General features: G+C 71.0%; 21 protein-coding genes. 12 read left to right on the top strand and 9 right to left on the bottom strand.

What is annotated here, in order from left to right:
• Positions 1 to 134: 134 nt before the first annotated feature.
• Positions 135 to 1,841 carry a glycerol-3-phosphate dehydrogenase/oxidase gene (locus ACIQPT_RS10385; RefSeq protein WP_401154580.1) on the bottom strand — a complete coding sequence of 569 codons (1,707 nt, stop codon included), beginning with the start codon at positions 1,839 to 1,841 and terminating at the stop codon, positions 135 to 137.
• A gap of 242 nt (positions 1,842 to 2,083) precedes the next feature.
• Between ACIQPT_RS10385 and ACIQPT_RS10380 the strand changes: the two genes are divergently transcribed.
• Both ACIQPT_RS10380 and ACIQPT_RS10375 read left to right on the top strand, forming a co-directional pair.
• On the top strand, positions 2,084 to 3,346 hold the full coding sequence (locus ACIQPT_RS10380; protein ID WP_401154578.1) for a nucleotide sugar dehydrogenase: 1,263 nt from the start codon (positions 2,084 to 2,086) through the stop codon (positions 3,344 to 3,346).
• Between the two features lie 146 nt (positions 3,347 to 3,492).
• Positions 3,493 to 4,158: a hypothetical protein gene (locus tag ACIQPT_RS10375; protein ID WP_401154577.1), complete on the top strand. Its 666-nt coding sequence runs from the start codon at positions 3,493 to 3,495 to the stop codon at positions 4,156 to 4,158.
• Between the two features lie 75 nt (positions 4,159 to 4,233).
• Here ACIQPT_RS10375 and ACIQPT_RS10370 read toward each other — a convergent pair whose 3' ends face one another.
• From ACIQPT_RS10370 to ACIQPT_RS10355, 4 genes are all read right to left on the bottom strand, one after another.
• Complete coding sequence (locus tag ACIQPT_RS10370) at positions 4,234 to 5,358, bottom strand: GuaB3 family IMP dehydrogenase-related protein (RefSeq protein ID WP_137232429.1); 1,125 nt, start codon at positions 5,356 to 5,358, stop codon at positions 4,234 to 4,236.
• 106 nt (positions 5,359 to 5,464) lie between these two features.
• Positions 5,465 to 6,967 carry an IMP dehydrogenase gene (guaB, locus tag ACIQPT_RS10365; protein ID WP_097870357.1) on the bottom strand — a complete coding sequence of 501 codons (1,503 nt, stop codon included), beginning with the start codon at positions 6,965 to 6,967 and terminating at the stop codon, positions 5,465 to 5,467.
• A gap of 139 nt (positions 6,968 to 7,106) precedes the next feature.
• On the bottom strand, positions 7,107 to 7,682 hold the full coding sequence (locus ACIQPT_RS10360) for a sigma-70 family RNA polymerase sigma factor (protein ID WP_030579717.1): 576 nt from the start codon (positions 7,680 to 7,682) through the stop codon (positions 7,107 to 7,109).
• A 279-nt stretch (positions 7,683 to 7,961) separates the two neighbouring features.
• A complete protein-coding gene (locus ACIQPT_RS10355) occupies positions 7,962 to 8,573 on the bottom strand; it encodes a response regulator transcription factor (protein WP_003948568.1) in 612 nt (203 codons plus the stop codon).
• Positions 8,574 to 9,026: 453 nt separating this feature from the next.
• Between ACIQPT_RS10355 and ACIQPT_RS10350 the strand changes: the two genes are divergently transcribed.
• The gene (locus tag ACIQPT_RS10350) at positions 9,027 to 9,362 is read left to right on the top strand and encodes a WhiB family transcriptional regulator (RefSeq protein ID WP_401154574.1); all 336 of its coding nucleotides are present in this window, start codon (positions 9,027 to 9,029) and stop codon (positions 9,360 to 9,362) included.
• A 140-nt stretch (positions 9,363 to 9,502) separates the two neighbouring features.
• Here ACIQPT_RS10350 and ACIQPT_RS10345 read toward each other — a convergent pair whose 3' ends face one another.
• Entirely contained in the window at positions 9,503 to 10,393 is an 891-nt protein-coding gene (locus ACIQPT_RS10345) for a LysR family transcriptional regulator (RefSeq protein ID WP_401154573.1), read from the bottom strand.
• Between the two features lie 80 nt (positions 10,394 to 10,473).
• Between ACIQPT_RS10345 and ACIQPT_RS10340 the strand changes: the two genes are divergently transcribed.
• From ACIQPT_RS10340 to ACIQPT_RS10300, 9 genes are all read left to right on the top strand, one after another.
• Positions 10,474 to 11,142, top strand: coding sequence for an MOSC domain-containing protein (locus ACIQPT_RS10340; RefSeq protein WP_401154571.1), 669 nt, complete (start codon positions 10,474 to 10,476; stop codon positions 11,140 to 11,142).
• Between the two features lie 199 nt (positions 11,143 to 11,341).
• Positions 11,342 to 12,943 (top strand): PQQ-binding-like beta-propeller repeat protein, encoded by a 1,602-nt coding sequence (locus ACIQPT_RS10335; RefSeq protein ID WP_401154569.1) that lies wholly within the window; start codon positions 11,342 to 11,344, stop codon positions 12,941 to 12,943.
• A 106-nt stretch (positions 12,944 to 13,049) separates the two neighbouring features.
• Complete coding sequence (locus ACIQPT_RS10330) at positions 13,050 to 14,579, top strand: multicopper oxidase family protein (RefSeq protein WP_401154567.1); 1,530 nt, start codon at positions 13,050 to 13,052, stop codon at positions 14,577 to 14,579.
• A 10-nt stretch (positions 14,580 to 14,589) separates the two neighbouring features.
• Positions 14,590 to 15,363: an SDR family NAD(P)-dependent oxidoreductase gene (locus tag ACIQPT_RS10325; RefSeq protein WP_401154565.1), complete on the top strand. Its 774-nt coding sequence runs from the start codon at positions 14,590 to 14,592 to the stop codon at positions 15,361 to 15,363.
• A gap of 118 nt (positions 15,364 to 15,481) precedes the next feature.
• On the top strand, positions 15,482 to 16,600 hold the full coding sequence (locus tag ACIQPT_RS10320) for a substrate-binding domain-containing protein (RefSeq protein ID WP_401154564.1): 1,119 nt from the start codon (positions 15,482 to 15,484) through the stop codon (positions 16,598 to 16,600).
• A 160-nt stretch (positions 16,601 to 16,760) separates the two neighbouring features.
• Positions 16,761 to 18,092 carry an ABC transporter substrate-binding protein gene (locus ACIQPT_RS10315; RefSeq protein WP_401154563.1) on the top strand — a complete coding sequence of 444 codons (1,332 nt, stop codon included), beginning with the start codon at positions 16,761 to 16,763 and terminating at the stop codon, positions 18,090 to 18,092.
• Complete coding sequence (locus tag ACIQPT_RS10310) at positions 18,089 to 19,033, top strand: carbohydrate ABC transporter permease (RefSeq protein ID WP_401154562.1); 945 nt, start codon at positions 18,089 to 18,091, stop codon at positions 19,031 to 19,033. The genes ACIQPT_RS10315 and ACIQPT_RS10310 overlap by 4 nt, the downstream gene beginning before the upstream one ends.
• Positions 19,030 to 19,872 (top strand): carbohydrate ABC transporter permease, encoded by an 843-nt coding sequence (locus tag ACIQPT_RS10305; RefSeq protein ID WP_401154561.1) that lies wholly within the window; start codon positions 19,030 to 19,032, stop codon positions 19,870 to 19,872. Before ACIQPT_RS10310 ends, ACIQPT_RS10305 begins: the two co-directional genes overlap by 4 nt.
• A complete protein-coding gene (locus tag ACIQPT_RS10300; protein ID WP_401154559.1) occupies positions 19,869 to 20,906 on the top strand; it encodes a hydroxyacid dehydrogenase in 1,038 nt (345 codons plus the stop codon). The genes ACIQPT_RS10305 and ACIQPT_RS10300 overlap by 4 nt, the downstream gene beginning before the upstream one ends.
• Positions 20,907 to 20,998: 92 nt before the next feature.
• Here the strand turns inward: ACIQPT_RS10300 and groL are convergent, their stop codons facing one another.
• The 3 genes from groL to ACIQPT_RS10285 form a co-directional block, all read right to left on the bottom strand.
• Positions 20,999 to 22,624 carry a chaperonin GroEL gene (groL, locus tag ACIQPT_RS10295; RefSeq protein ID WP_097871319.1) on the bottom strand — a complete coding sequence of 542 codons (1,626 nt, stop codon included), beginning with the start codon at positions 22,622 to 22,624 and terminating at the stop codon, positions 20,999 to 21,001.
• A gap of 98 nt (positions 22,625 to 22,722) precedes the next feature.
• On the bottom strand, positions 22,723 to 23,031 hold the full coding sequence (gene groES / locus ACIQPT_RS10290; RefSeq protein WP_003966899.1) for a co-chaperone GroES: 309 nt from the start codon (positions 23,029 to 23,031) through the stop codon (positions 22,723 to 22,725).
• A gap of 228 nt (positions 23,032 to 23,259) precedes the next feature.
• A complete protein-coding gene (locus ACIQPT_RS10285) occupies positions 23,260 to 24,183 on the bottom strand; it encodes a polysaccharide deacetylase family protein (protein WP_401154556.1) in 924 nt (307 codons plus the stop codon).
• Positions 24,184 to 24,253 lie beyond the last annotated feature (70 nt).

The following is a 24,253-nucleotide window of genomic DNA, read 5'->3' as shown; positions in this document are numbered from 1 at the left end:
ACAGCCTCCTACCAACCCGGCCTTCCCGTCCAGCGCCGACCGGGCGGCCACCGCCCCGGAACCGGGCCCGTTCCGCTCAACTGGCCCGGACCTGACGGGCGGTGGTCGCCCGGGTGAACGCGGGCCGACCGGCTCTAGATCGGCACGATGTCCGGTGCGCCGAGCCGGGCCGCGTCCGCCGTGAGGTCGTCGGGCTGCCGCTGCGACTCGCGCTCGGCCTCCACCCGCTTCTCGTAGTGCTCGACCTCCCGGTCGACCCGGCCCTCGTCCCAGCCCAGCACCGGCGCCATCAGCTCCGCGCAGAGGCGGGCACTGCGGGTGCCCCGGTCGAAGGTCTCGATGGAGATCCGGGTGCGCCGGGTCAGCACGTCGTCCAGGTGGCGGGCGCCCTCGTGGGAGGCCGCGTAGACGATCTCGGCGCGGAGATAGTCGTCGGCGGCGGGCAGGGGTTCGCCCAGGGTGGGGTCGGCGAGGATCAGTTCCAGAATTTCCTCGGTCATTGAGCCGTACCGGTTGAGCAGATGCTCCACCCGGGCGACATGGAGTCCGGTCCGGGACGCGATCCGGGCGCGCGCGTTCCACAGGGCCTTGTAGCCCTCGGCGCCCAGCAGCGGAGTGTCCTCGGTGACGCAGGCGGCGACCCGCTGGTCGAGTCCGTGGACCGCCTCGTCGACCGCGTCCTTGGCCATGACCCGGTACGTCGTGTACTTGCCGCCCGCCACGACGACCAGGCCGGGGGCGGGGTGGGCGACGGTGTGCTCGCGCGACAGCTTGCTGGTGGCGTCCGACTCGCCGGCCAGCAGCGGTCGCAGTCCGGCGTAGACGCCCTGGACGTCGTCCCTGGTCAGCGGGGTGTTGAGGACGGAGTTGACGTGCTGGAGCAGATAGTCGATATCGGCACTGGAGGCGGCCGGGTGGGCCTTGTCCAGGTCCCAGTCGGTGTCCGTGGTACCGATGATCCAGTGCCGGCCCCAGGGGATGACGAAGAGGACGGACTTCTCGGTGCGCAGGATGAGGCCGGTCGAGGAGTGGATGCGGTCCTTGGGGACGACCAGGTGGATGCCCTTGGAGGCCCGGACGTGGAACTGCCCGCGCTCGCCGATGAGCCCCTGGGTGTCGTCGGTCCACACGCCGGTCGCGTTGACCACCTGCTTGGCCCGGACCTCGTACTCCTCGCCGCTCTCGACGTCCCGTACGAGCGCGCCCACGACGCGTTCGCCCTCGCGGAGGAAGCCGACGACACGGGCCTGGTTCGCCACCTGGGCGCCGTAGGAGGCGGCGGTGCGCACCAGGTCGGTGACGAAGCGGGCGTCGTCCATCTGGGCGTCGTAGTACTGGAGGGCGCCGACCAGGGCGTCCTTCTTCAGTGCGGGGGCGACCCGCAGGGCGTGCTTGCGGGAGAGGTGCCGGTGGACGGGGAGGCCCCGGCCGTGGCCGGAGGAGACCGACATCGCGTCGTACAGCGCGACGCCGGAGCCGGCGTAGAGCCGTTCCCAGCCCTTGTGCTGCAGGGGGTAGAGGAAGGGCACGGGCTTCACCAGGTGCGGGGCGAGCCGTTCCAGGAGCAGGCCGCGCTCCTTGAGGGCCTCCCTGACCAGGGCGAAGTCGAGCATCTCCAGATAGCGCAGGCCGCCGTGGATCAGCTTGCTCGACCTGCTCGATGTGCCGGACGCCCAGTCGCGCGCCTCGACCAGTCCGGTCGTCAGGCCCCTGGTGGCGGCGTCCAGCGCCGTGCCCGCGCCGACCACGCCCGCCCCCACGACCAGCACGTCCAGTTCGCGCTCGGCCATGGCGGCGAGCGCGACGGTGCGCTCGGCGGGTCCCAGTGTCGCTGTCCTCACTGCTGCCTCCCGGTGGATCGGGGTGGTCGGACACGGGAGTGCCACCCGGCCGAGGGGCCGGCCGCCCGTGTCCACCCCTCGATTCTGTCCGCGCTCCCCGAGTTCAGCCACCGCCTGTGGACAACACCCGGGCGACCGGAGCCACGCAATGCGACATATAGGTCATATTTACGCCTAGTCTGACATTGCGCTGTCCACAGCAGTTGCGATCTTCGCTCTCCGCACTTAGGGGGTCTTCCTGTATGCCCGCAGACCTCGCCGTCATCGGACTCGGTCACCTCGGCCTGCCCCTCGCCCGGGCCGCCGTGACCGCCGGAATCGCCACCGTCGGCTACGACCCCGACCCACGCCCCTACGCGGAGCTCAGAGCGGGCCGCAGCCCCGTCGAGGGCACGCTCACCGCGTCCGAGGTCCGCCGGATGCTCTCCGGCGGCTTCCGACCCACCACCGACGCCGCCGAGCTGGGCCGGGTCCGCACCGCCGTGATCTGCTCCCCCACCCCGCTCGGCCCCGACCGCACCATCGACCTCACCGCCCTCGGCGACGCCGCCCGAGCACTGGCCGCCCGGCTGCGCCCGCACACCACCGTGCTGCTGGAGTCCGCCGTGCCGCCCGGCACCACCGAGACCTTCCTGCGCCCCCTCCTCGAAGAGGGCTCGGGGCTGGTCGCCGGACGCGACTTCCACCTCGCCTGCTCGCCGAGCCGGCTCGACCCCGGCAACCGCACCCACACCTACGCCTCCACCCCCAAGGTCATCGGCGGCCTCACCCCCGCCTGCACCGAGTCGGCCGCCGCCTTCTACGGACGGCTCACCGACAAGGTCGTCCGGGCCCGCGGACCGCGCGAGGCGGAGATGACGAAGGTCCTGGAGACCAACTTCCGGCACGTCAACATCGCCCTGGTCAACGAGATGGCGGTGCTCTGCCACGACCTCGGCGTCGACCTCTGGGACGTCATCCGGTGCGCCGAGACCAAGCCGTTCGGCTTCCAGCCCTTCCGCCCGGGCCCCGGCGTCGGCGGCCACGGCGTCCCGGTGGACCCGGGCTTCCCGCCCCACAGCACCCGCACCCCCGGACACCCGCTGCGGATGGTCTCGCTGGCGCAGGAGATCAACGACCGGATGCCCAGTTACGTCATCCAGCGCTGCGCCACCCTCCTGAACGAGCACGGCAAGTCCGTCCGGGGCGCGCGCGTCCTACTGCTCGGCGTCACCTACAAACCGGACAGCGCCGACCAGGAGGCCGCCCCCGCCCGGGAGATCGCCACCCGGCTGATGGACATGGGCGCCCAGATCGGCTACCACGACCCGCACGTCCTGGACTGGCGGGTGCGCGAACGCCCCGTCCCGCGCGCCGACTCGCTGTACGAGGCGGCGGCCGCGGCCGACCTGACCGTACTGCTCCAGCAGCACCGCACCTACGACCTCCAGGGCCTCGCGGTCAAGGCCCAACTGCTCCTGGACACCCGGGGGGCCACCCCGGCGGGGGCCGCGCACCGGCTCTGACGGGCACCGCCCCCGGGACGTGACGGTCCGTCGAAAGATTGTCGGTGACCGATCACGTAACGTCCTGCTACCCTGCGGCGTCACAGAGCGCACAGCCGTGCGTGCCTCGCACAGTCGCGTGCAGCCGTCCCAGGGGGAGCCCCACCGTGAGTCAGCCCGTGCAGCCGCCGAACCAGCCCCAGCAGCCCTACGGCGGCCAGCCCGCCGACGGCAACCCGTACGCCGGCCAGCCGGGCCAGCCCACCCCCGCCGCCCCGACCGGCAACCCGTACGGCCAGCAGCCCCCGGCGCCCACCGGCAACCCGTACGGCCAGCAGCCTCCGGCCCCGACCGGCAACCCGTTCGCGGGCCAGCAGCCCGGCCAGAGCGCCCCGTTCGGCGGCGGCGCGCCCTTCGCCCCGGCGCCCCCGGCCCGTAACAACATCCTGCTCGGCGTGCTGGTCGCCCTCGGCGCGGCGCTGGTCGCGGGCATCCTGTACGGCGTGATCGCGGGCTCCATCGAGCGCGAGGTCGGCTACGCGGCGGTCGGCGTCGGCTTCCTCGTCGGCTTCGCGGCGAGCAAGGTCGGCGGCGCCAACCCGGCGGTCATCGCGGCGTCGGCCCTCTTCTCCGTCGGCGCCGTCTACCTCGGCCAGATCATCGGCATCTCGATGGTGCTCTCCGACCTGGCGCAGATCCCCTTCTCCGAGGTCATCGGCGACCACCTCGACTCCGTGACGAAGGCTTGGTCGGAGGATTCCAACTTCATGACCTACCTCTTCTTCCTCTTCGCCGCGGTCGCCGCCGTCGGTGGCGCCAAGAAGGCCGGCTGACACCCCGCAGGACCACGCGGAAGGGCCCGGACCGTCACGGTCCGGGCCCTTCCGCATACCTGTACCTGCGGGCGGTCAGCGGCGGTGCTGCGAGTCCGCCACCGTCACCTCGACGCGCTGGAACTCCTTGAGGTCGCTGTAGCCGGTGGTGGCCATCGCACGGCGCAGGGCGCCGAAGATGTTCATCGAGCCGTCCGGGGTGTGCGAAGGACCGGTGAGGACCTCCTCCGTCGTCCCGACCGGGCCGAGGTCGACCAGCTTGCCGCGCGGCACGTCCTCATGGACGGCCTCCATGCCCCAGTGGCGGCCCCGGCCCGGCGCGTCCGTCGCGCGGGCCAGCGGGGAGCCCATCATCACGGCGTCCGCACCGCAGGCGATGGCCTTCGGCAGGTCGCCGGACCAGCCGACGCCGCCGTCGGCGATGACGTGCACGTACCGGCCGCCGGACTCGTCCATGTAGTCGCGGCGGGCCCCGGCCACGTCCGCGACGGCGGTGGCCATCGGGACCTGGATGCCGAAGACGTTGCGCGTGGTGTGCGCGGCGCCGCCGCCGAAGCCGACGAGGACACCGGCCGCGCCGGTCCGCATGAGGTGCAGGGCGGCGGTGTACGTGGCGCAGCCGCCGACGATGACCGGGACGTCCAGCTCGTAGATGAACTGCTTCAGGTTCAGCGGTTCGGCCGCGCCCGAGACGTGCTCGGCGGAGACCGTCGTACCGCGGATGACGAAGATGTCGACGCCCGCGTCGACGACCGCCTTGGAGAACTGGGCGGTGCGCTGCGGGGAGAGCGCCGCGGCGGTGACGACGCCGGAGTCGCGCACCTCCTTGATGCGCTGCCCGATCAGCTCCTCCTGGATGGGGGCGGAGTAGATCTCCTGGAGCCGGCGGGTCGCGGACTCGACCGGCATCTCGGCGATCTCGTCCAGCAGCGGCTGCGGGTCGGCGTGCCGGGTCCAGAGGCCTTCCAGGTTCAGCACGCCCAGGCCGCCGAGCTCGCCGATCCGGATGGCGTGCTGCGGGGAGACCACGGAGTCCATGGGAGCGGCCAGGAACGGCAGCTCGAAGCGGTAGGCGTCGATCTGCCAGGCGATCGAGACCTCCTTCGGGTCCCGGGTGCGGCGGCTCGGAACGACGGCGATGTCGTCGAATGCGTAAGCCCGGCGGCCGCGCTTGCCGCGCCCGATCTCGATCTCAGTCACGATGTGTGGCCTTTCCCTCTACGTCTGCGCTGACCAGTATCCCCGACACGCACCTGAGGGGCGGTACCGGGAACTCCGGTCCGCCCCTCAGCCACGCGCCCCTGTGTTACTTCCGGCTGTAGTTCGGTGCTTCCACCGTCATCTGGATGTCGTGCGGGTGGCTCTCCTTGAGACCCGCCGAGGTGATCCGCACGAAGCGGCCCTTGCTCTCCATCTGGTCGACGGACGCGGCGCCGACGTAGCCCATGGTCTGGCGCAGGCCGCCGACGAGCTGGTGGAGGACGTTGGCCAGCGGGCCCCGGTAGGGCACCTGGCCCTCGATGCCCTCGGGGACGAGCTTGTCGTCGGAGGAGACCTCGGCCTGGAAGTAGCGGTCCTTGCTGTACGACCGGCCCTGTCCGCGGGACTGCATCGCGCCCAGCGAGCCCATGCCGCGGTACGACTTGAACTGCTTGCCGTTGATGAACATCAGCTCGCCCGGGGACTCCTCGCAGCCCGCCAGCAGGCTGCCGAGCATCACGCTGTCCGCGCCGGCGGCCAGCGCCTTGCCGATGTCGCCGCTGTACTGCAGACCGCCGTCGCCGATGACCGGGACACCCGCGGCACGGGCGGCGAGCGCGGCCTCGTAGATCGCGGTGACCTGCGGGACGCCGATACCGGCGACCACCCGGGTCGTACAGATCGAGCCGGGTCCGACGCCGACCTTCACGCCGTCGACACCGGCGTCGATGAGCGCCTGGGCGCCGTCGCGGGTGGCGACGTTGCCGCCGATGACGTCCACGCCGACGCTCGACTTGATCTTCGCCATCCAGTCGAGGGCGTTGCTGTTGTGTCCGTGCGAGGTGTCGACGATCAGGAAGTCGACCCCGGCGGACGCGAGCGCCTGGGCGCGGTCCAGCGCCTCGGGGCTGGCGCCGACGGCCGCGCCGACCAGCAGACGGCCTTCGGCGTCCTTGGCGGCGTTGGGGTACTGCTCGGCCTTCTTGAAGTCCTTGACCGTGATGAGGCCCTTGAGGATGCCGGCCTCGTCGACGAGCGGCAGCTTCTCGATCTTGTGGCGGCGCAGCAGCTCCATGGCCTCCACGCCGGAGATCCCGACGCGCCCGGTGACGAGCGGCATCGGCGTCATGACCTCGCGCACCTGGCGCGAGCGGTCCGACTCGAAGGCCATGTCGCGGTTGGTGACGATGCCGAGGAGCTTGCCCGCCGGGTCCGTGACCGGCACGCCGCTGATGCGGAACTTCGCGCAGAGCGCGTCCGCCTCGCCGAGCGTGGCGTCGGGGTGCACGGTGATCGGGTCGGTGACCATGCCGGACTCGGACCGCTTGACCAGGTCGACCTGGTTGACCTGGTCCTCGACCGAGAGATTGCGGTGCAGCACGCCGACGCCGCCCTGACGGGCCATGGCGATCGCCATCCGGGCCTCGGTCACCTTGTCCATGGCGGCGGACAGCAGGGGGATGTTCACCCGTACGTTGCGCGAGATGAGCGACGAGGTGTCGACCGCGTTGGGCAGGACCTCGGACGCGCCGGGCAACAGCAGCACGTCGTCGTAGGTCAGCCCGAGCGTCGCGAACTTCTCGGGCACTCCGTCGACGTTTGCAGTCATGACACCTTCCCCAAATGGCCTTGATCGGTGCGGATGTCCATGCTAACGGGCTCCACGGGTGTCTCATTCCACGACCAAGATCACTTGGCTGTTCTGTAGCTTCCTACAGCGACGCCGACGGGGACCTTCGCGGGTCTCTCTACTGCTCGGCGAGCGCCCGGAGCCTGCTGAGCGCGCGGTGCTGGGCGACCCGGACCGCGCCCGGGGACATCCCGAGCATCTGGCCGGTCTCCTCCGCGGTCAGCCCGACCGCGACCCGCAGGACCAGCAGCTCGCGCTGGTTCTCCGGGAGGTTGGCGAGGAGCTTCTTGGCCCAGGCCGCATCGCTGCTGAGCAGGGCGCGCTCCTCCGGGCCGAGAGAGTCGTCGGGCCGCTCCGGCATCTCGTCGGAGGGCACGGCGGTCGATCCCGGGTGGCGCATCGCGGCGCGCTGGAGGTCGGCGACCTTGTGGCCGGCGATCGCGAAGACGAAGGCCTCGAAGGGCCGGCCCGTGTCCTTGTAGCGCGGCAGCGCCATCAGCACCGCGACGCAGACCTCCTGCGCCAGGTCCTCCACGAAGTGGCGAGCATCACCAGGCAGACGGCTCAGCCGGGAGCGGCAATAGCGCAGGGCGAGGGGGTGGACGTGGGCCAGCAGATCATGGGTGGCCTGCGCGTCGCCGTCGACGGCCCGGTGCACGAGGGCACCGATCACCGTGGTTTCGTCGTCGCGCATCGGACCATGGTGCCCTGATGCCGTCCGGTCCGCTCCACCGCGTCCCGAGTTGTGCACCGAAGCGTTATGAGCGGGTGCGCCGGATGTCATGTCCTGCGCCCTCCCCTTCCGCTCGACCGAATCGTTCCTGAGGAACTCCACGACTCAAGGATGCGTCATCGGCCGGGAAGCGTCACATGGCACCGCCGATCGGGCGCCCGGATACGGGGTGTGGAGCCGGTGGCCCGCTCCGTGACCCCGTCCGCCGGTCTGCGGACGGGGCGCGGCCCGGGCCGGTCGTCAGCGGACCAGGCCCCAGCGGAATCCGAGGGCCACCGCGTGGGCGCGGTCCGAGGCCCCGAGCTTCTTGAACAGGCGTCGGGCGTGGGTCTTGACCGTGTCCTCGGAGAGGAAGAGCTCACGGCCGATCTCCGCGTTGGAGCGGCCGTGGCTCATGCCTTCGAGCACCTGGATCTCCCGCGCGGTGAGCGTGGGAGCCGCCCCCATCTCGGCGGACCGCAGCCGGCGCGGGGCGAGCCGCCACGTCGGGTCGGCCAGCGCCTGGGTGACGGTGGCCCGCAGCTCGGCGCGCGAGGCGTCCTTGTGCAGATAGCCGCGGGCCCCGGCGGCGACCGCGAGTGCGACGCCGTCCAGGTCCTCGGCGACGGTCAGCATGATGATCCGGGCCCCGGGGTCGGCGGAGAGCAGTCGCCGGACCGTCTCCACACCCCCCAGACCGGGCATGCGTACGTCCATCAGAATCAGATCCGAACGATCGGCACCCCAGCGGCGGAGGACTTCCTCGCCGTTGGCCGCCGTCGTCACGCGCTCGACGCCGGGCACGGTGGCCACCGCGCGACGGAGCGCTTCTCGGGCAAGCGGGGAGTCGTCGCAGACGAGGACGGATGTCATGACCGTCCTCCGCAGCTGATGCGCGTCACCTTGAGCCTCCAGGCTGATACAAGTCGTCACCTGTGCGGTTGACCCCCTCGGACATGTGCCCGAGCCGGATATCCGTCAACCGCATCCGTTCCCTTAACGACGGTCACTCGAAAGAGTTACGGGTCGGGCGGCCGGGTTCGGCACTCTACGTGAAGGGCCGTATACGGAGGAGAACGGCGCGGGTGATTCACCCGTCAACCGAATCTTCACTCGTTGGCATGCCCTATTCGGCACCATTTCTTCCCTTTTGAGGGTGTCTGTGGCTAGATTCGCAATCAGTCATATTTACATCTACTAGCACCGTAGATGTACGGTCGAGACTTCGGTCACACCGATCACAGACGGTCCGATCACAGCAGGCCGTCGATCACAGACGGTCGAGGATGCCGCTTCCGACGCAGCACAGCTCCGAGGGGACAAGCAATGGCAGATTTCTCCCGCCTTCCCGGACCCAACGCAGACCTGTGGGACTGGCAGCTGCTCGCCGCCTGCCGAGGCGTGGACAGCTCCCTGTTCTTCCACCCGGAGGGTGAGCGCGGCGCGGCGCGGAGCGCCCGCGAGACCTCCGCGAAGGAGGTGTGCATGCGCTGCCCGGTACGGGCCGAGTGCGCGGCGCACGCCCTGGCCGTACGGGAGCCCTACGGAGTGTGGGGCGGCCTGACGGAGGACGAGCGCGAAGAGCTGATGGGCCGGGCCAGAACCCGGCTGATCACCGCGGCGCCCTCCGGAGCCCCCGCCCACGGCCCCGGCGCCACCTGACACCCGTACGCCGCACCTGAACGCAGAAACGTTTCTCCAACACCTTCAGCCATCCGGCCCGCGACCAGCCGCAGCGGGGCCGGACCCCTCACCGCCCGTGGGCCGCGGGGCCCCGGCGGGCACCGCGGCCCCGTGCGACCTCACCGGGCGGCCGCCCGCGCCAGTTGGTCCAGGGTGGCCGCCACCGCCGGGACCCGGGCCAGGTCCGGCAGGGTCAGGGCGACGATCTCCCGCTCGATCGCGGGCTCGACCGGCACGGCCCTGGCCCCCTTGGGGCGTACCGACTCGACGGCCAGCTCCGGCAGCACCGCCACTCCGAGCCCGGCCCCGACGAGGCCCATCACCGCCGGGTAGTCGTCGGTGGCGAAGTCGATGCGCGGGGTGAAGCCGGACTCCTCGCAGACCTCGACCAACTGCTTGCGGCAGCGCGGGCAGCCGGCGATCCAGGACTCCTCGGCCAGCTCGCCGATGGACACGCTCGACGCCCCGGCCAGCCGGTGCCCCTCCGGGACCAGGCCGATCAGCCGGTCGGTGAGCAGCGGCCGGACCACCAGGTCGTCCCATTCGCCGCCGGTCGCCCCGTAACGGAACGCCAGCGCGATGTCGCAGTCGCCCTCGCGCAGCAGGTCCACCGAGCGCGGCGGCTCGGCCTCGACGAGCGACACCCTGGTCCCGGGGTGTTCGGCGCGCAGGGCGGCCAGCGCCCCCGGGACCAGGGTGGAGCTGCCGCTGGGGAAGGAGACCAACCGGACCCGGCCGGCCCGCAGCCCGGCGATGGCGGCGACTTCCTCCTCGGCGGCGGTCAGCCCCGCGAGGATGCCGGAGGCGTGCCGCACCAGCGCCTCACCGGCCTGGGTGAGGCGCATCTCGCGTCCGGTGCGGATCAGCAGCGTGGTGCCCGCGGAGGACTCCAGGGCCTTCATCTGCTGGCTGACGGCGGGCTGGGTGCAGCCGAGTTCGCGGGCGGCGGCGGAGAACGAGCCGGTGGTGGACACGGCGCGCAGGACACGGAGGTGGCGGGCTTCGATCACCCCTCCACCATAAGAGCTTCTTGGATGCGAGGCGAATTAATCGCATGCGGCTTTGAGCCGGGAGGGATTAGCGTGACCGTATGAAGCTGCTGACCGTGAATATCGGCCGCCCCGGCCCCTCCCCGCAGACCAACGGCCCGGACGGCCTCACCGGGATCGACAAGCGACCGGTGGAGGGCCCGGTCGAGGTGCTCGACCCCGGCCCCAAGGGCGTCGGCGGCAGCGGGCTGGCCGGGGACGCGGTGTGCGACCTGCGCCATCACGGCGGCAGCGACCAGGCGGTGTACGCCTTCGCCCGGGAGGAGCTGGACGCCTGGGAGCGGGAGCTGGGCGGCCGGACGCTGGCCAACGGGATGTTCGGCGAGAACTTCACGACGCTGGGCCTCGACGTCAGCGGCGCGCGGATCGGCGAGCGCTGGCGGGTGGGGGCGGATCTGGTGCTGGAGGTGACCTCGGGACGCATTCCGTGCCGGACCTTCGCCCACCACCTCGGGGAGTCGGGATGGGTCCGGCGCTTCACCCAGCAGGGCGTCACCGGCGCGTATCTGCGGGTGATCGAGCCGGGGACGGTCCACGCCGGGGACCCGATCGAGATCGTGCACCGGCCGGACCACGAGGTCACCGCCGCCCTGCAGTTCCGGGCCGTCACGACCGAACGCACCCTGCTGCCCGCGCTGCTGGCCGCCGGGGAGGCGCTGCACCCCGAGGCGCTGCGGCAGGCCCGGGAGTACGTGGCGCAACAGGGCTGAGGACCGGGCGGGGGCGGTCCCGTACGAGAACGGCGTCCCGTTGCGGTGACAGCACCCCGATGCGGTGACGCAGCGTCACCTGTCGCGAGATCCCGGGCCGTTGAGCGGGAACTGGATCGGTGCGCGGCGCGTCCACCACCAGTGACCAGCGCCCGATGAGCAGTTCTCGCGCCGAGTGGCACGTCTCAGGGGGAAGACCATGCCCGACCCGCAGCAGCCCTGGTACACCCCGGGCCCGCGGCAGCAGCCCGTTCCCGGTAATCCGTACGCCTCACAGGGCGGCGCGCCGCAGGGGTTCGGGCCGCCGACGCCACCGCCACCACCGCCGCCGCGCCGTCGGCGGTTCGGCGGGGCCCCGGTCGTCGCCGCGGTCGTCGCGTTCCTGCTCGTGGCCGTGGCAGGAGGGGTGTACGCCCTCACCGACTGGGGACGGGACGAGCCCGCGAAGCCCGTGGCGAAGGAGTCGTCCGGCCCCACCGGGTCGGCGTCCCCGTCCCGTACCCCCGCGGCCGGCGGCCCGGAGCTGAGCCACATACCGACGACGCAGGAGGTCGGGGCGGCGCGGAAGCAGGGAGAGGCGGCGGCGTGGATCGTCGATGACCAGACCGACCTGCCGAAACAGACGAACAAGGTCCACGACCTGTGGATCGTCGGCGACACCGCCGTCCAGGCCCTGTACCGGAAGGTCACCGCCTACCGGCTGTCGGACGGCGCCGAGGTCTGGAGCGTGACGCTGCCTTCCGCCGTGTGCGAGACACCGGCCAACCCGACGCCGGACGGCAAGGTCGTGGTGTTCCACAACGAGCGGCCCGACAACGAGCGGGGCAACCAGTGCAACCGGATGCAGATGATCGATCTGAAGACCGGGAAGCAGGGGTGGACCAAGAAGCTCGACGAGCCCGGTGACAGGGACAACACCTTCATCGTCTACAGCGCCATCAGCGGCGACGTCCTGTCCGTCGCCCGGAACATGGTGGCCATCACCTACCGGATGGCCGACGGGAGCAAGCTGTACGAGATCCCCCGCGAGAACAAGGGCAAGTGCGTCCCGAACAAGGTGGGGGGCGGTGCCCGGCTGCTGGTGAGCTCCGACTGCATGATCGCCGTCGACCGGAGCAAGAACTACGGCCAGGTGCGCGAGCTCGATCCCAAGACCGGCAAGGTCCTGTGGCGCTACCGGATGAAGACCGGCTGGAGCTTCGGCACCCTGATCTCCATGGACCCGGTCGTCTTCGCCGTCTACAACAACGAGGACAGCGCGAACGACTGGCGCATCACCGTCCTGGACCCCAAGGGCAAGCACCGCGTCACCTTCGACGCCCGGGACAAGGGGTTCGAGCATTGCGCCGGAGCCGGGGCCGGCGAGGACATGCAGCCCTGCCGGGGCACCGGAGTCGGCAAGGGCCTCATCATGCTGGGCGGCCAGGACCGGGTCGGCGCGTACGACGTGAAGACCGGGAAGTTCCTGTGGGGCATCAAGACCGAGACGATGCCCCTGCTGTATCCGCTGCGCGCGGAGGACGGCAAGTCGATGCTCATCTACGAGGCGGCCACCTACGATTCGACCACCTTGGCCCGGCCAGGCCGGACCTACCTCATGGGCCCGGACGGCGCCGGTACGGAGACGGAGGTCGTCAAGCACCCGGCGGCGACCGCCCCGTGGGAGTACGAGATGTTCTCGGGGCACCATGCCTATGTCGACGGGCGGCTCATCCTGACGCCGACGCACGTGAGCGGCGACGAGGACCACAAGCCCGTGCGTGAGGCCCGCATGCTGTCCTTCGTCCCGGGGTCACCCTGACCTGTAGTGAGGGGTTTCCCCCGGCCGGGACGTAGGGGCCCGGTCGGGGGCGGTTCAGGGCTCTGCCCCATGCCCGGCGGGTGGTCGGCCCGACATGCTGCTGAGCATGGAGAAGACCAGGGGACGGCGGCGGCTGAAGCGGGTGCTCATCACGCTCACCGCGGTGCTGGGCGTGTTCGTCGCGGCCGTCGGCGGCGCGTTCGCGTGGCTGTGGACGAGCGCCGACGTCAGCACGGTGGGCAAGGTCCGCTTCGGCAACGCGCTGGCGGTGCCGCCGCTCGCGCCCTCGACGGTGGAGAAGGACGGCACGCGCGTCTTCGATCTGCGGATGCAGGCGGGGAGCACGGAGTTCCGTGACGGAGTGGCGACGCCGACCTGGGGGTTCAACGGCGGTCATCTCGGCCCGACGCTGCGGGCCGAGCGCGGCGAGCGGGTGAAGGTGCGGGTGCGCAACACGCTCGACGAGGCGTCCAGCGTGCACTGGCACGGGATGCACCTGCCCGCCGCGATGGACGGCGGTCCGCACCAGCCGGTGGCGGCGGGCGGCAGGTGGGCCCCGCACTGGAAGGTCGACCAGCCGGCGGCGACGCTCTGGTACCACCCGCATCCGCACGGGGCGACGGAGCGGCATGTGCAGCGGGGTCTGGCGGGGATGTTCCTGCTCGACGACGAGAACTCCGGGCGGCTGAAGCTGCCGAAGACGTACGGGGTGGACGATCTGCCGGTGATGGTGCAGGACGTGACCTTCGACGGCGCCGACTTCGACCACGGGCACCGGTTCCTGTCCAACACCGGCTTCCTCGGGGAGCGGACCATGGTCAACGGCACGCTCGACCCGTACGCCGAGGTCGGCGACGAGCGCGTACGGCTGCGCCTGCTGAACGCCTCGACCGCCCGTATCTACACCTTCGGCTTCGACGACGACCGCTCCTTCGACCTGGTGGGGACGGACGGCGGGCTGCTGGCGGCGCCCGCCGCGATGAACCGGGTGCAGCTGTCGCCGGGCGAGCGGGCGGAGGTCGTCGTGACGGTGCGGCCGGGCGAGCGGACGGTGCTGCGCAGCTACCCGTGGCGGGACGGCAACGGCTGGGAGCGGCGGTTCGAAGGGGGCGACGACTCCTTCGACGTACTCCAGTTGCGGGCGGCCGACCGCCTGCGCCCCTCCCCCGCCGTCCCCTCCCGGCTGGCCGAGGACCGGGGGCTGGAGCTGCCGGAGGCCGGCGACGCGGTGCGCAGCCGCCACTTCGAGCTGCGCAGGTCCGGCATCAACGGGCGGAAGATGGCGATGGACCGGATCGACGAGACCGTCACCCGGGGGACCACGGAGATCTGGACGCTGCGCAACGGCGGCGACATGACGCACAACTTCCATGTGCACGACGTGCAGTTCCGGGTCCTGGACGTGGACGGGAAGCGGCCGGAGCCGGCGCTGCGGGGCCGCAAGGACACGGTGGCGGTGCCGACGGGCTCGACCGTGCGGATCGCCCTGCGGTTCGACGGGCCGCCCGATCCGGACATCCCGTACATGTACCACTGTCATCTGCTGTCCCACGAGGACGAGGGGATGATGGGTCAGTTCGTGGTGGTGGAGAAGGGGCAGCGGGCGGGTGAGCCGCCGGAACACGCGGGGCACTAACGTGCCGCGTATGACGACTGCACTGATCACGGGCGCGACGGCGGGCATCGGGGCCGCGTTCGCGCGGCGGCTCGCGGCCCAGGGGCACAACCTGGTGCTGGTGGCGCGGGACACCGCACGGCTGCGCGAGCAGGCCACGGAACTGCACGACCGGCACGGCATCGAGGCCGAGGTGCTGAGCGCCGACCTGTCCACGGACAGCGGAATCGAGGCGGTCGAGAAGCGGCTCGCGGAGCGCACGCACCCGATCGATCTGCTGGTCAACAACGCCGGGTTCGGCAACAAGGGGCGCTTCCTGGAGGTGTCCATGGCCGACGAGCTGACGATGCTGAAGGTGCACTGCGAAGCCGTGCTGCGGCTGACCTCGGCGGCCGTCGCCGGGATGAAGGAGCGGGGCCGGGGCGGGGTCGTCAACGTGGCGTCCGTCGCGGCGTTCGTGCCGCGCGGTACGTACGGGGCGTCCAAGGCGTGGGTCGTGCAGTTCACCCAGGGCGCGGCGCGGGATCTGGCCGGGTCGGGGGTGCGGCTGATGGTGCTGTGCCCCGGGTTCGTCCGGACGGAGTTCCACGAGCGGGCCGGGATGGGCACGGACAACATCCCGAACTGGATGTGGCTCGACGCGGACAAGCTGGTGGCCTCGGCGCTGACGGATCTGGCCCGGGGGAAGACGGTGTCGATCCCGGACCCGCGCTACAAGGCGCTGATGGGGCTGGTGAAGGTCGCCCCGCGGGGGCTGCTCGGCGGGGTCACCTCGCGGACGGGGCGGAAGTACGGTCCGCAGTAGGGCAGTAGGGCAGTAGCGGTACGGGAGTCGCTCCGCCCCTCCCGCGTCCGGCCGCCCTGTGATCGAATGATCGCCCGTTGCTCAGGGTTCGATCATTCTGCTCCAGGGGGCTGTCTCCGTGCGCGAAGGTGCTGCTGAACGTCATGACCGGCTGCTGAACCTGGTGCGCGAGCGCGGCACCGTACGGGTCTCCGACCTGGCGGACCGGCTCGGCGTCGCCGCGGTCACCGCCCGGCGCGATGTCGAGGCGCTGGCCTCCCGGGGGCTGCTGGAGCGGGCGCACGGTTCGGTGTCCTGGCCCGCCGACCGGGGCCCGGCCGGTACGCCGGCGGGCGGCGGCCCCGTGATCGGGATGCTGGCCCCGGCCGCCGCCTACTACTTCGCCGAGGTGATCCGGGGCGCCCACGAGGCGGCCGCCCGGCTCGGCGCGCGGCTGATCCTGCGGGTCACCGACTACCGCCCCGAGGACGACGCGGCGCACGCGGCCGGGCTGCTGGCGGCCGGGGCGCAGGGACTGCTGCTCGCGCCGAGCTGGACGGAGCCGGACCACCCCGAGCGGTACGGCGAGTGGATCGCCCGGCTGCCGGGCGAGAAGGTGCTGGTGGAGCGGAAGGGGGCGCCCGGCAGCCCGTTGGAGGGCCTGGACCGGGTGGGCTCGGACCATGCGCACGGGGTGCTCCTCGCCGTACGGCACCTGGTGCGCCTGGGGCACGGGACGCCGATGCTGGTCGCCCGGTCCGACAGCCCGACGGCCCTGGCGGTACGCGCCGGGTTCACACGGGCGCTGGCCGTGCTGGGTCTCGCCGGGACGGAACCGCTGGTCGCTTCGGTCTCCGCCGACCGTGATCCGGCCCTCTTCGAGCGGTCGGCGCTGGCGGTGCGGTCCGCGGTGCGCGAGGGGCGGGCGGGTTCGGTGCTGGTCCACAACGACGAGGAGGCCATCCGGCTGGTGCGCCGCCTGGCGGAGCTGGGCGTGCGGGTCCCGGAGGACCTGGCGCTGATCACGTACGACGACGAGGTGGCCGCGCTCGCCGACACCCCGCTGAGCGCGGTGGCCCCGCCCAAGCGGGACGTGGGGCGCGCGGCGGCGGAGCTGCTGGTGGAGCGGCTGTCCGGGCCCCGGTATCCGGGCGGGGAGGGGCCGGCGCCCCGGCGGCAGGTGGCGCTGCTGCCGACGCTGCGGGTGCGGGGCTCCTGCGGGCGGCCGGCGCCGGATCCGGCTGCTGCCGGGATATGACCGGACACCCAATATCAGGTGATAGGGAGGGTTTCCCACCCTCCCTGTTCGATCATTATTCGATCATTCAATCTTTCGCTCTTGACTTCGCTCAGGCGGAATCGAAATATCGCGGCACGGCCGGAACTCCCGGCCGCCCAGCTCGTACAGGAGCCATGCCGTGAGCCGCAGTTGGTCCCGTCCCGTCCATGCGCTGGTCGGCGCCGCCACCGCTCTCGCCGTTGTCACGGCGTGCGGCGGCCCCGACGACTCCCGCAGCGCCCGAGGTACCGCCGACGACCCCGTGACCGTGTCCTTCTGGGCATGGACGAAGGGGTCGCAGGAGGTCGTGGACGCGTTCAACGCCACCCACGACACGATCCAGGTGAAGTTCGAGGAGATACCCTCGGGCGGCCTCGGCGGCTACCCCAAGATCGCCAACGCGGTGAAGGCGGGCATCGCCCCCGATCTGCTCTCCATCGAGTATCCGCAGCTGTCCGCGTTCGTCAGCCAGGGGTCGCTCCAGGACATCAGCCCCTATCTGACCGAGGACATCAAGAAGAAGTTCCTGCCGCAGACGATCGAGATGACGACGCTCGGCGGCAAGAACTGGGCCGTCCCCTTCGACGCCGCGCCCCAGATCTTCTACTACTGCAAGGACTTCTTCACCGAGCACTCCATCGAACCGCCCGCCACCTGGGACGACTTCCGGGACGCGGCGGAGCAGGTGAAGAAGGCCTCGCCGAAGACCCGGATCGCCACCTTCTTCCCCGACGACCCGACGTTCTTCCAGGCCATGGCGTGGCAGGCGGGCGCGCAGTGGTTCCGGGCCGGGACGGACGCCTGGCGGATCGACACCACCGACCCCGCCTCGGAGCGCACCGCCGCGTACTGGCAGGGCCTGATCGACGACCGGCTCGTCTCCACCGCCTCCTCGTTCAGCCCGGAGTGGACCGGATCCCTCAAGCAGGGCACCACCGTCGGCTACCTCGGGGCGTCCTGGAGCGCGGGCGTGCTCGCGGGCATCGTGCCCGAGCAGAAGGGCAGGTGGGCGGCGGTCCGGCTGCCGAGCCAGGAGGCGGACCGGCCGGCCAGCGGGATGATCGGCGGTTCGACGTTCGCCGTCAGCAAAGGCAGCACGAAGACCGCGGCCGCCGTCGAGTTCGCGCTGTGGATGTCGACGCACGAGGACGCGATCAACGCCCGGATCGGGGCCAGTACGTCGAGCGCCCTGCCCGCCTCCCCCGCCATGGTGCCGATCGCGAAGAAGGCGTTCGACACGAGCTTCTACGGCGGCCAGGACCTGTACGGGCTGTTCGAGGAGGCCGGCAGGTCCATCGGGCCCGACTGGGTGTGGGGGCCGAGCCCCGGGGCGACCAACTCCGCGCTGGGCGACGAGCTGGGCGAGGTCGTCAGTGGCGGCTCGACGCTGCCGCGCGCGATCAGGCGGGCCCACGAGGCCACCGTCGCCGACCTGAGGAAGCGCGGCCTGCAGGTGGAGGAGGGCTCATGAGCACCGACGACACCGAACGCACCGCACGCCGGTCGACGGCCCTGAGCAGCAGGGCCCGGACCCGGCTGGCGGCGGGCACGCTCCTGGCCCCCTTCTTCGCCCTGTTCACCGTGGCGATGATCGTCCCGGTCGGCTACGCACTCTGGCTCAGCCTCTTCACCGAGAAGCAGTCCGGCCTGGGCTTCGACGGTCCCCGTACGGTCTTCGACGGGCTCGGCAACTACGCGACGGCCCTGGGCGACCAGGCGTTCCGCGACGGTTTCTGGGTGCTGCTCGGCTACTGCGCGTTCTACATCCCGCTGATGGGCGGCGGCGCGATCGTGCTGGCGCTGCTGCTGGACACCGCGCTGGCCCGCGCCCGCCGCTTCTTCCAACTGGCGCTGTTCCTGCCGCACGCCATCCCGGGCCTGATCGCCGCACTGATCTGGATCTACCTCTACACCCCGCAGCTCAGCCCGGTCGTCGCCGCGATGGAGGCCGGCGGTTTCGGCTTCGACTTCTTCTCCTCCGAAGGCACGCTCCCCTCCATCGTGAACATCGCGCTGTGGCAGTGGCTCGGCTACAACGTGGTGATCTTCTACGCCGCGCTCCAGGCCGTGGACCGCTCGCTGCTGGAGGCGGCGACCGTCGACGGCGCGGGAAACTGGCGGATCGCCTTCTCGATCAAGCTCCCCCTGATCCGCTCGTCGCTGGTGATGGTCCTGCTCTTCACGATCATCGGCTCGCTCCAGCTGTTCACCGAGCCCCTCATCCTCAGCCGCGGCTCGGGCTCCGCGGTGACCAGCACCTGGACCCCGAACATGTACGCCTACAGCGCGGCGTTCGAGCGCAACGACTACGGCCTGGCCGCCGCCGCGTCCGTCCTGATCGCCCTGGTCGCCGCCGTGCTCTCCTTCGTCGTCACGCGCTTCGCCAACCGTAAGAAGGAGGCACGCCGATGACCTCCACCCGATGGCTGTCGAAGACCGCGGTCAACGTCGTCCTGCTGATCGCCGCCGTCTACACGCTCTTCCCGCTGATCTGGCTGCTCACGGCGGCCACCAAGGACGCCGGGAATCTGCTGGGCGGCGACGTCTTCTCCTTCGAGGGATTCGACCTCGGACACAATCTCTCCGAGCTGACGTCCTACCAGGACGGCATCTACTTCCGGTGGTACGGCAACTCGCTGCTGTACGCCGGGGTCGGGGCGCTGGGCTGCTCGCTGATCAGCGTCGCCGCCGGGTACGCCTTCGACAAGTACCGCTTCCGGGGCAAGGAGAAGCTGTTCGCCCTGGTGCTGCTGGGCGTCCTGCTGCCCTCCACCGCCCTCTCCCTGCCGCTGTATCTGCTGGCGGTCGAGACGGGCACGGTCAACACGTACTGGGCGGTGCTGATCCCGGCGCTGGTCAACCCGTTCGGCGTGTATCTCTCCCGGATCTTCAGCGCGGGCTACATACCCGACGAGGTGCTGGAGGCCGCCCGGATCGACGGGGCCGGTGAGCTGCGGACCTTCTGGTCGGTCGGTCTCCGGATGGTGATGCCGGGGTTCGTGACGGTGTTCCTGTTCCAGTTCACCGCGATCTGGAACAACTTCTTCCTGCCCCTGGTGATGCTCTCGGACAAGGACCTCTATCCGCTGAGCCTGGGCCTCTACAACTGGCACAGCAACGCCAACGCCGACCCGGCCTTCTACCCGATGGTCGTCACCGGCTCCCTCCTGGCCGTCACGCCGCTGATCATCGCCTTCGTCCTGCTCCAGCGGCACTGGAAGGCGGGCCTGACCGCGGGGAGCGTCAAATGACCACCACCCCCGCCACCGCACCCACCACCCCCGCCGCCCTTCTCGCGATGGGCCCGGGCATCGCGGAGCAGTTGTTCGGCGCCCGGCAGCGGGCGCGGCTCACCGCGCTCGTGGACACCGACCCCGGCCTGGTCGCCCACCGGCTGACCGGCCCGACGCCCGAGGTGGCACGGGCGCTGGCCGGGGCGGAGCTGCTCATCACCTGCTGGGGGGCGCCCCCGCTGACCGCCGACGTCCTGGCCGCCGCGCCCCGGCTACGGGCCGTCGTCCACGCGGCCGGGAGCGTCAAGCACCACATCACCCCGGCCTGCTGGGAGCGCGGGCTGCGGGTCACCTCGGCGGCCGGGGCGAACGCGCTGCCGGTCGCGGAGTACACGCTGGCCGCGATCCTCCAGGCGGGCAAGAACGTGCTGCCCGCCGCCCGCCGCTACCGGGAGCTGCGCGCCCCGCACGACTGGCGCGCGGAGCTGGCGGGGCACGGCAACTACCGGCGGTGCGTGGGCATCGTGGGCGCTTCGCGGATCGGCCGCCGGGTGATCGAGCTGCTGCGCCCGTTCGATCTGGACGTGTTGCTCTTCGACCCGTACGTGGACGCGGGGACGGCGGTGCGGCTGGGCGCGGAGAAGGTGGGCCTGGACGAGCTGTGCGCCCGCAGCCGGATCGTCTCCGTCCACGCGCCGGAGCTGCCCGCGACCCGGCATCTGATCGGTGCGGCGCAGTTGGCGGCGATGGCGGACGGGGCGACGCTGATCAACACCTCGCGGGGTTCGCTGATCGACGGCGACGCGCTGCTGCCCGAGCTGGTGTCGGGGCGGCTGAACGCGGTGCTCGATGTGACGGAACCGGAGGTGCCGCCCGCCGACTCGCCGCTGTACGACCTGCCGAATGTGCTGCTGACGCCGCATGTGGCGGGTTCGCTGGGCGATGAGATCCACCGCCTGGCGGACTTCGCGCTGGACGAGGTGGCGCGGTACGCGAGCGGGCTGCCGTTCGCGGACCCGGTGACGCCGGAGGACCTCGCCCGCTCCGCGTAGCCGGGGCGGAACGCACCGAGGCCCGGCGCCCCCGCGACGGGGGTGCCGGGCCTCAGGCGTACCGAACGGCGTACCGAGCGGTGCGGGCCGTACTAGTGGGAGTGGCCGTGGCCGCCGTGACCGGCGTCGGCCTCTTCCTCGGCCGGCTTCTCGACGACCAGGGTCTCGGTCGTGAGCAGCAGCGACGCGATGGACGCGGCGTTCTCCAGGGCGGAGCGGGTGACCTTGACCGGGTCGATGACGCCGGCCTTGACCAGGTCGCCGTACTCGCCGGTGGCGGCGTTGAAGCCCTGGCCCTTGTCGAGCTCGGAGACCTTGGAGGTGATGACGTAACCCTCCAGGCCGGCGTTCTCGGCGATCCAGCGCAGCGGCTCGACGGCGGCGCGGCGGACGACCGCGACACCGGTGGCCTCGTCGCCGGTCTTGCCGAGGTTGCCCTCCAGGACCTTCACCGCGTGGACGAGGGCGGAGCCACCGCCGGAGACGATGCCCTCCTCGACAGCGGCGCGGGTCGCCGAGATGGCGTCCTCGAGGCGGTGCTTCTTCTCCTTGAGCTCCACCTCGGTGGCGGCGCCGACGCGGATGACGCACACGCCGCCGGCCAGCTTCGCGAGGCGCTCCTGGAGCTTCTCGCGGTCCCAGTCGGAGTCCGTGGACTCGATCTCGGCCTTGATCTGGTTGACGCGGCCCTTGACGTCCTCGGAGTTGCCCCCGCCGTCGACGATGGTCGTGTCGTCCTTGGAGACGGTGACGCGGCGGGCGGTGCCCAGCACGTCGAGACCGGCGCCGTCGAGCTTGAGGCCGACCTCCTCGGCGATGACGGTCGCACCGGTGAGGGTGGCGATGTCACCGAGCATGGCCTTGCGGCGGTCGCCGAAGCCCGGGGCCTTCACCGCGACGGCGTTGAAGGTGCCACGGATCTTGTTGACGACGAGGGTGGAGAGCGCCTCGCCCTCGACGTCCTCGGCGATGATCAGGAGCGGCTTGGAGGCGCCGGCCTGGATGACCTTCTCCAGGAGCGGGAGCAGCTCCTGGATGGAGCCGATCTTGCCCTGGTGGATCAGGATGTACGGGTCGTCGAGGACGGCCTCCATACGCTCCTGGTCGGACACCATGTACGGGGACAGGTAGCCCTTGTCGAAGGCCATGCCCTCGGTGAACTCCAGGTCCAGACCGAAGGTGTTGGACTCCTCGACGGTGATGACACCGTCCTTGCCGACCTTGTCCATCGCGTCCGCGATGAGCTCGCCGACCTGGGTGTCCTGCGCGGAGAGCGCGGCCACGGCGGCGATGTCGGACTTGTCGTCGATCGGGCGGGCGGTCGCGAGGAGCTCCTCGGACACGGCCTTGACCGCGGCGTCGATGCCCTTCTTCAGGGCGGCCGGGGAGGCGCCGGCGGCGACGTTGCGCAGGCCCTCGCGGACGAGCGCCTGGGCCAGGACGGTCGCGGTGGTGGTGCCGTCACCCGCTACGTCGTTGGTCTTGGTCGCCACCTCCTTGACGAGCTGGGCACCGAGGTTCTCGTACGGGTCGTCGAGCTCGACCTCGCGCGCGATGGTGACACCGTCGTTGGTGATGGTGGGAGCGCCGAACTTCTTGTCGATGACGACGTTGCGGCCCTTGGGGCCGATCGTCACCTTGACCGTGTCGGCAAGCTTGTTGACGCCGCGCTCAAGGGCGCGACGGGCGTCCTCGTCGAACTTCAGAATCTTCGCCATGGGCTGTACTTCCCTCTCAAACGAACTGCGCCCCTCGCCGCCCGGCTAGTTATTTCGCAGGGGGCCAGGGGCGCAGAACACAAGCAAACGTGGGTGAATTACTTCTCGACGATCGCGAGAACGTCGCGGGCCGAGAGGACGAGGTACTCCTCGCCGTTGTACTTCACCTCGGTGCCGCCGTACTTGCTGTACAGGACGACGTCGCCGGTCTTGACGTCGAGCGGAAGCCGCTCGCCGTTCTCGAAGCGGCCCGGACCGACGGCAAGGACGACGCCCTCCTGGGGCTTCTCCTTCGCGGTGTCCGGAATGACCAGGCCGGAAGCCGTGGTCTGCTCGGCGTCGAGCGGCTGGACCACAATGCGGTCCTCGAGCGGCTTGATCGCAACCTTGGAGCTGGTGGTCGACACGATCCGGTCTCCCCCTTCGGAGATCTCACGGGGTTTAACAGTCTGTGGGCGGCGACCAGACCGATCCGTCGTCGCGGGTGCCGGACCTGCCCTGTCGCACAGTGTGGTGCTGGCACTCTCCAGGGGGGAGTGCCAGACCCGAGACTATGACCGCGATTAGCACTCGGTCAAGCGGAGTGCCAATTCACCACCCTCGCGCCGTCCCGGCCGGGGCTCCTCCGGCGGGGATCAGACGTAGTCCTCCAGCTTCGCCACCGCGTATCCCTTGTCCGTGATGGTCTTCATGACCCGGCGGATCATGTCGGGCATCGAGCCCTTCCAGTCCTCCTTGCCCCGGAAGTGGGTGAGGACGATGTCGCCGGGGTGCAGGTCCCGGTCCCACTCGCGCCACTCCATGTGGTCGGGGAAGGCCTCGGAGGCCCACAGGGGTACGGCGGTGATCCCGCAGGACTTGGCGACGACGAGGGTGTCGCGGTTGTAGTTGCCGTAGGGCGGGCGGAAGAGGGTGGGCCGCTTCCCGTAGTGCTTGAGGATCTTCTCCTGCTGACCGCAGATCTCCCGCTTCTGCTCGGCGTAGGAGAGGCCGGGCAGATAGCGGTGGTTGAGGGTGTGGTTGCTGATGGTCACCCCGCGCTGCTGCATCTTCTTGAAGTAGCCGTAGTCGTCGCTGGTGACGTAGTCACTGAGGAACGCGCTGTACGGGATGTCCAGTTCGGTCATCATCCGCAGCAGCTCGGGGTCCTTCTCCGCCCCGTCGTCCATCGTCAGGAAGACGATCTTCTCCTTGGTCGGGACGGTGGTGAAGACGGGCGGCAGCCCCTTGTCGTCCCGGACCTCGAAGCCCTTGCGCGTGGTGATGGCGGGCTTCACCTTCGGCGGCTCGGGGGCCGCGAGCGGGGTCTTGGCGAGTTTCCACTTCTTCGCGGCGACGGCCCGTGCGGCCTGCTTCTTCTTGAGTGTCTCGGCGTACGTGTCGGGTGCGCGGGCGGGACCGGCCTTCGGGGCGGCCTCGCCCGGCTGGCCGGCGGCGGGCTTCGCGGGTCCGCCGGGAGCTCCCGCGCCGCTGCCGCCCGCCTCCGCCGCGCATCCGGAGGCGACGGCGGCGGCCAGCAGGGCCGCCAGCACGACGACGCCCGACCTGTGCCGCTTCATGGCTGATTTTTCTTTTTGTCGTACTAGCTGCATGGCGCCGCATCCTGCCAGCCACCGGCCCGCGCGCCCT

Source organism: Streptomyces sp. NPDC091289, from assembly GCF_044757365.1.
Classification (GTDB): domain Bacteria; phylum Actinomycetota; class Actinomycetes; order Streptomycetales; family Streptomycetaceae; genus Streptomyces.
This window is presented reverse-complemented; position numbering and strand designations above follow the sequence as displayed.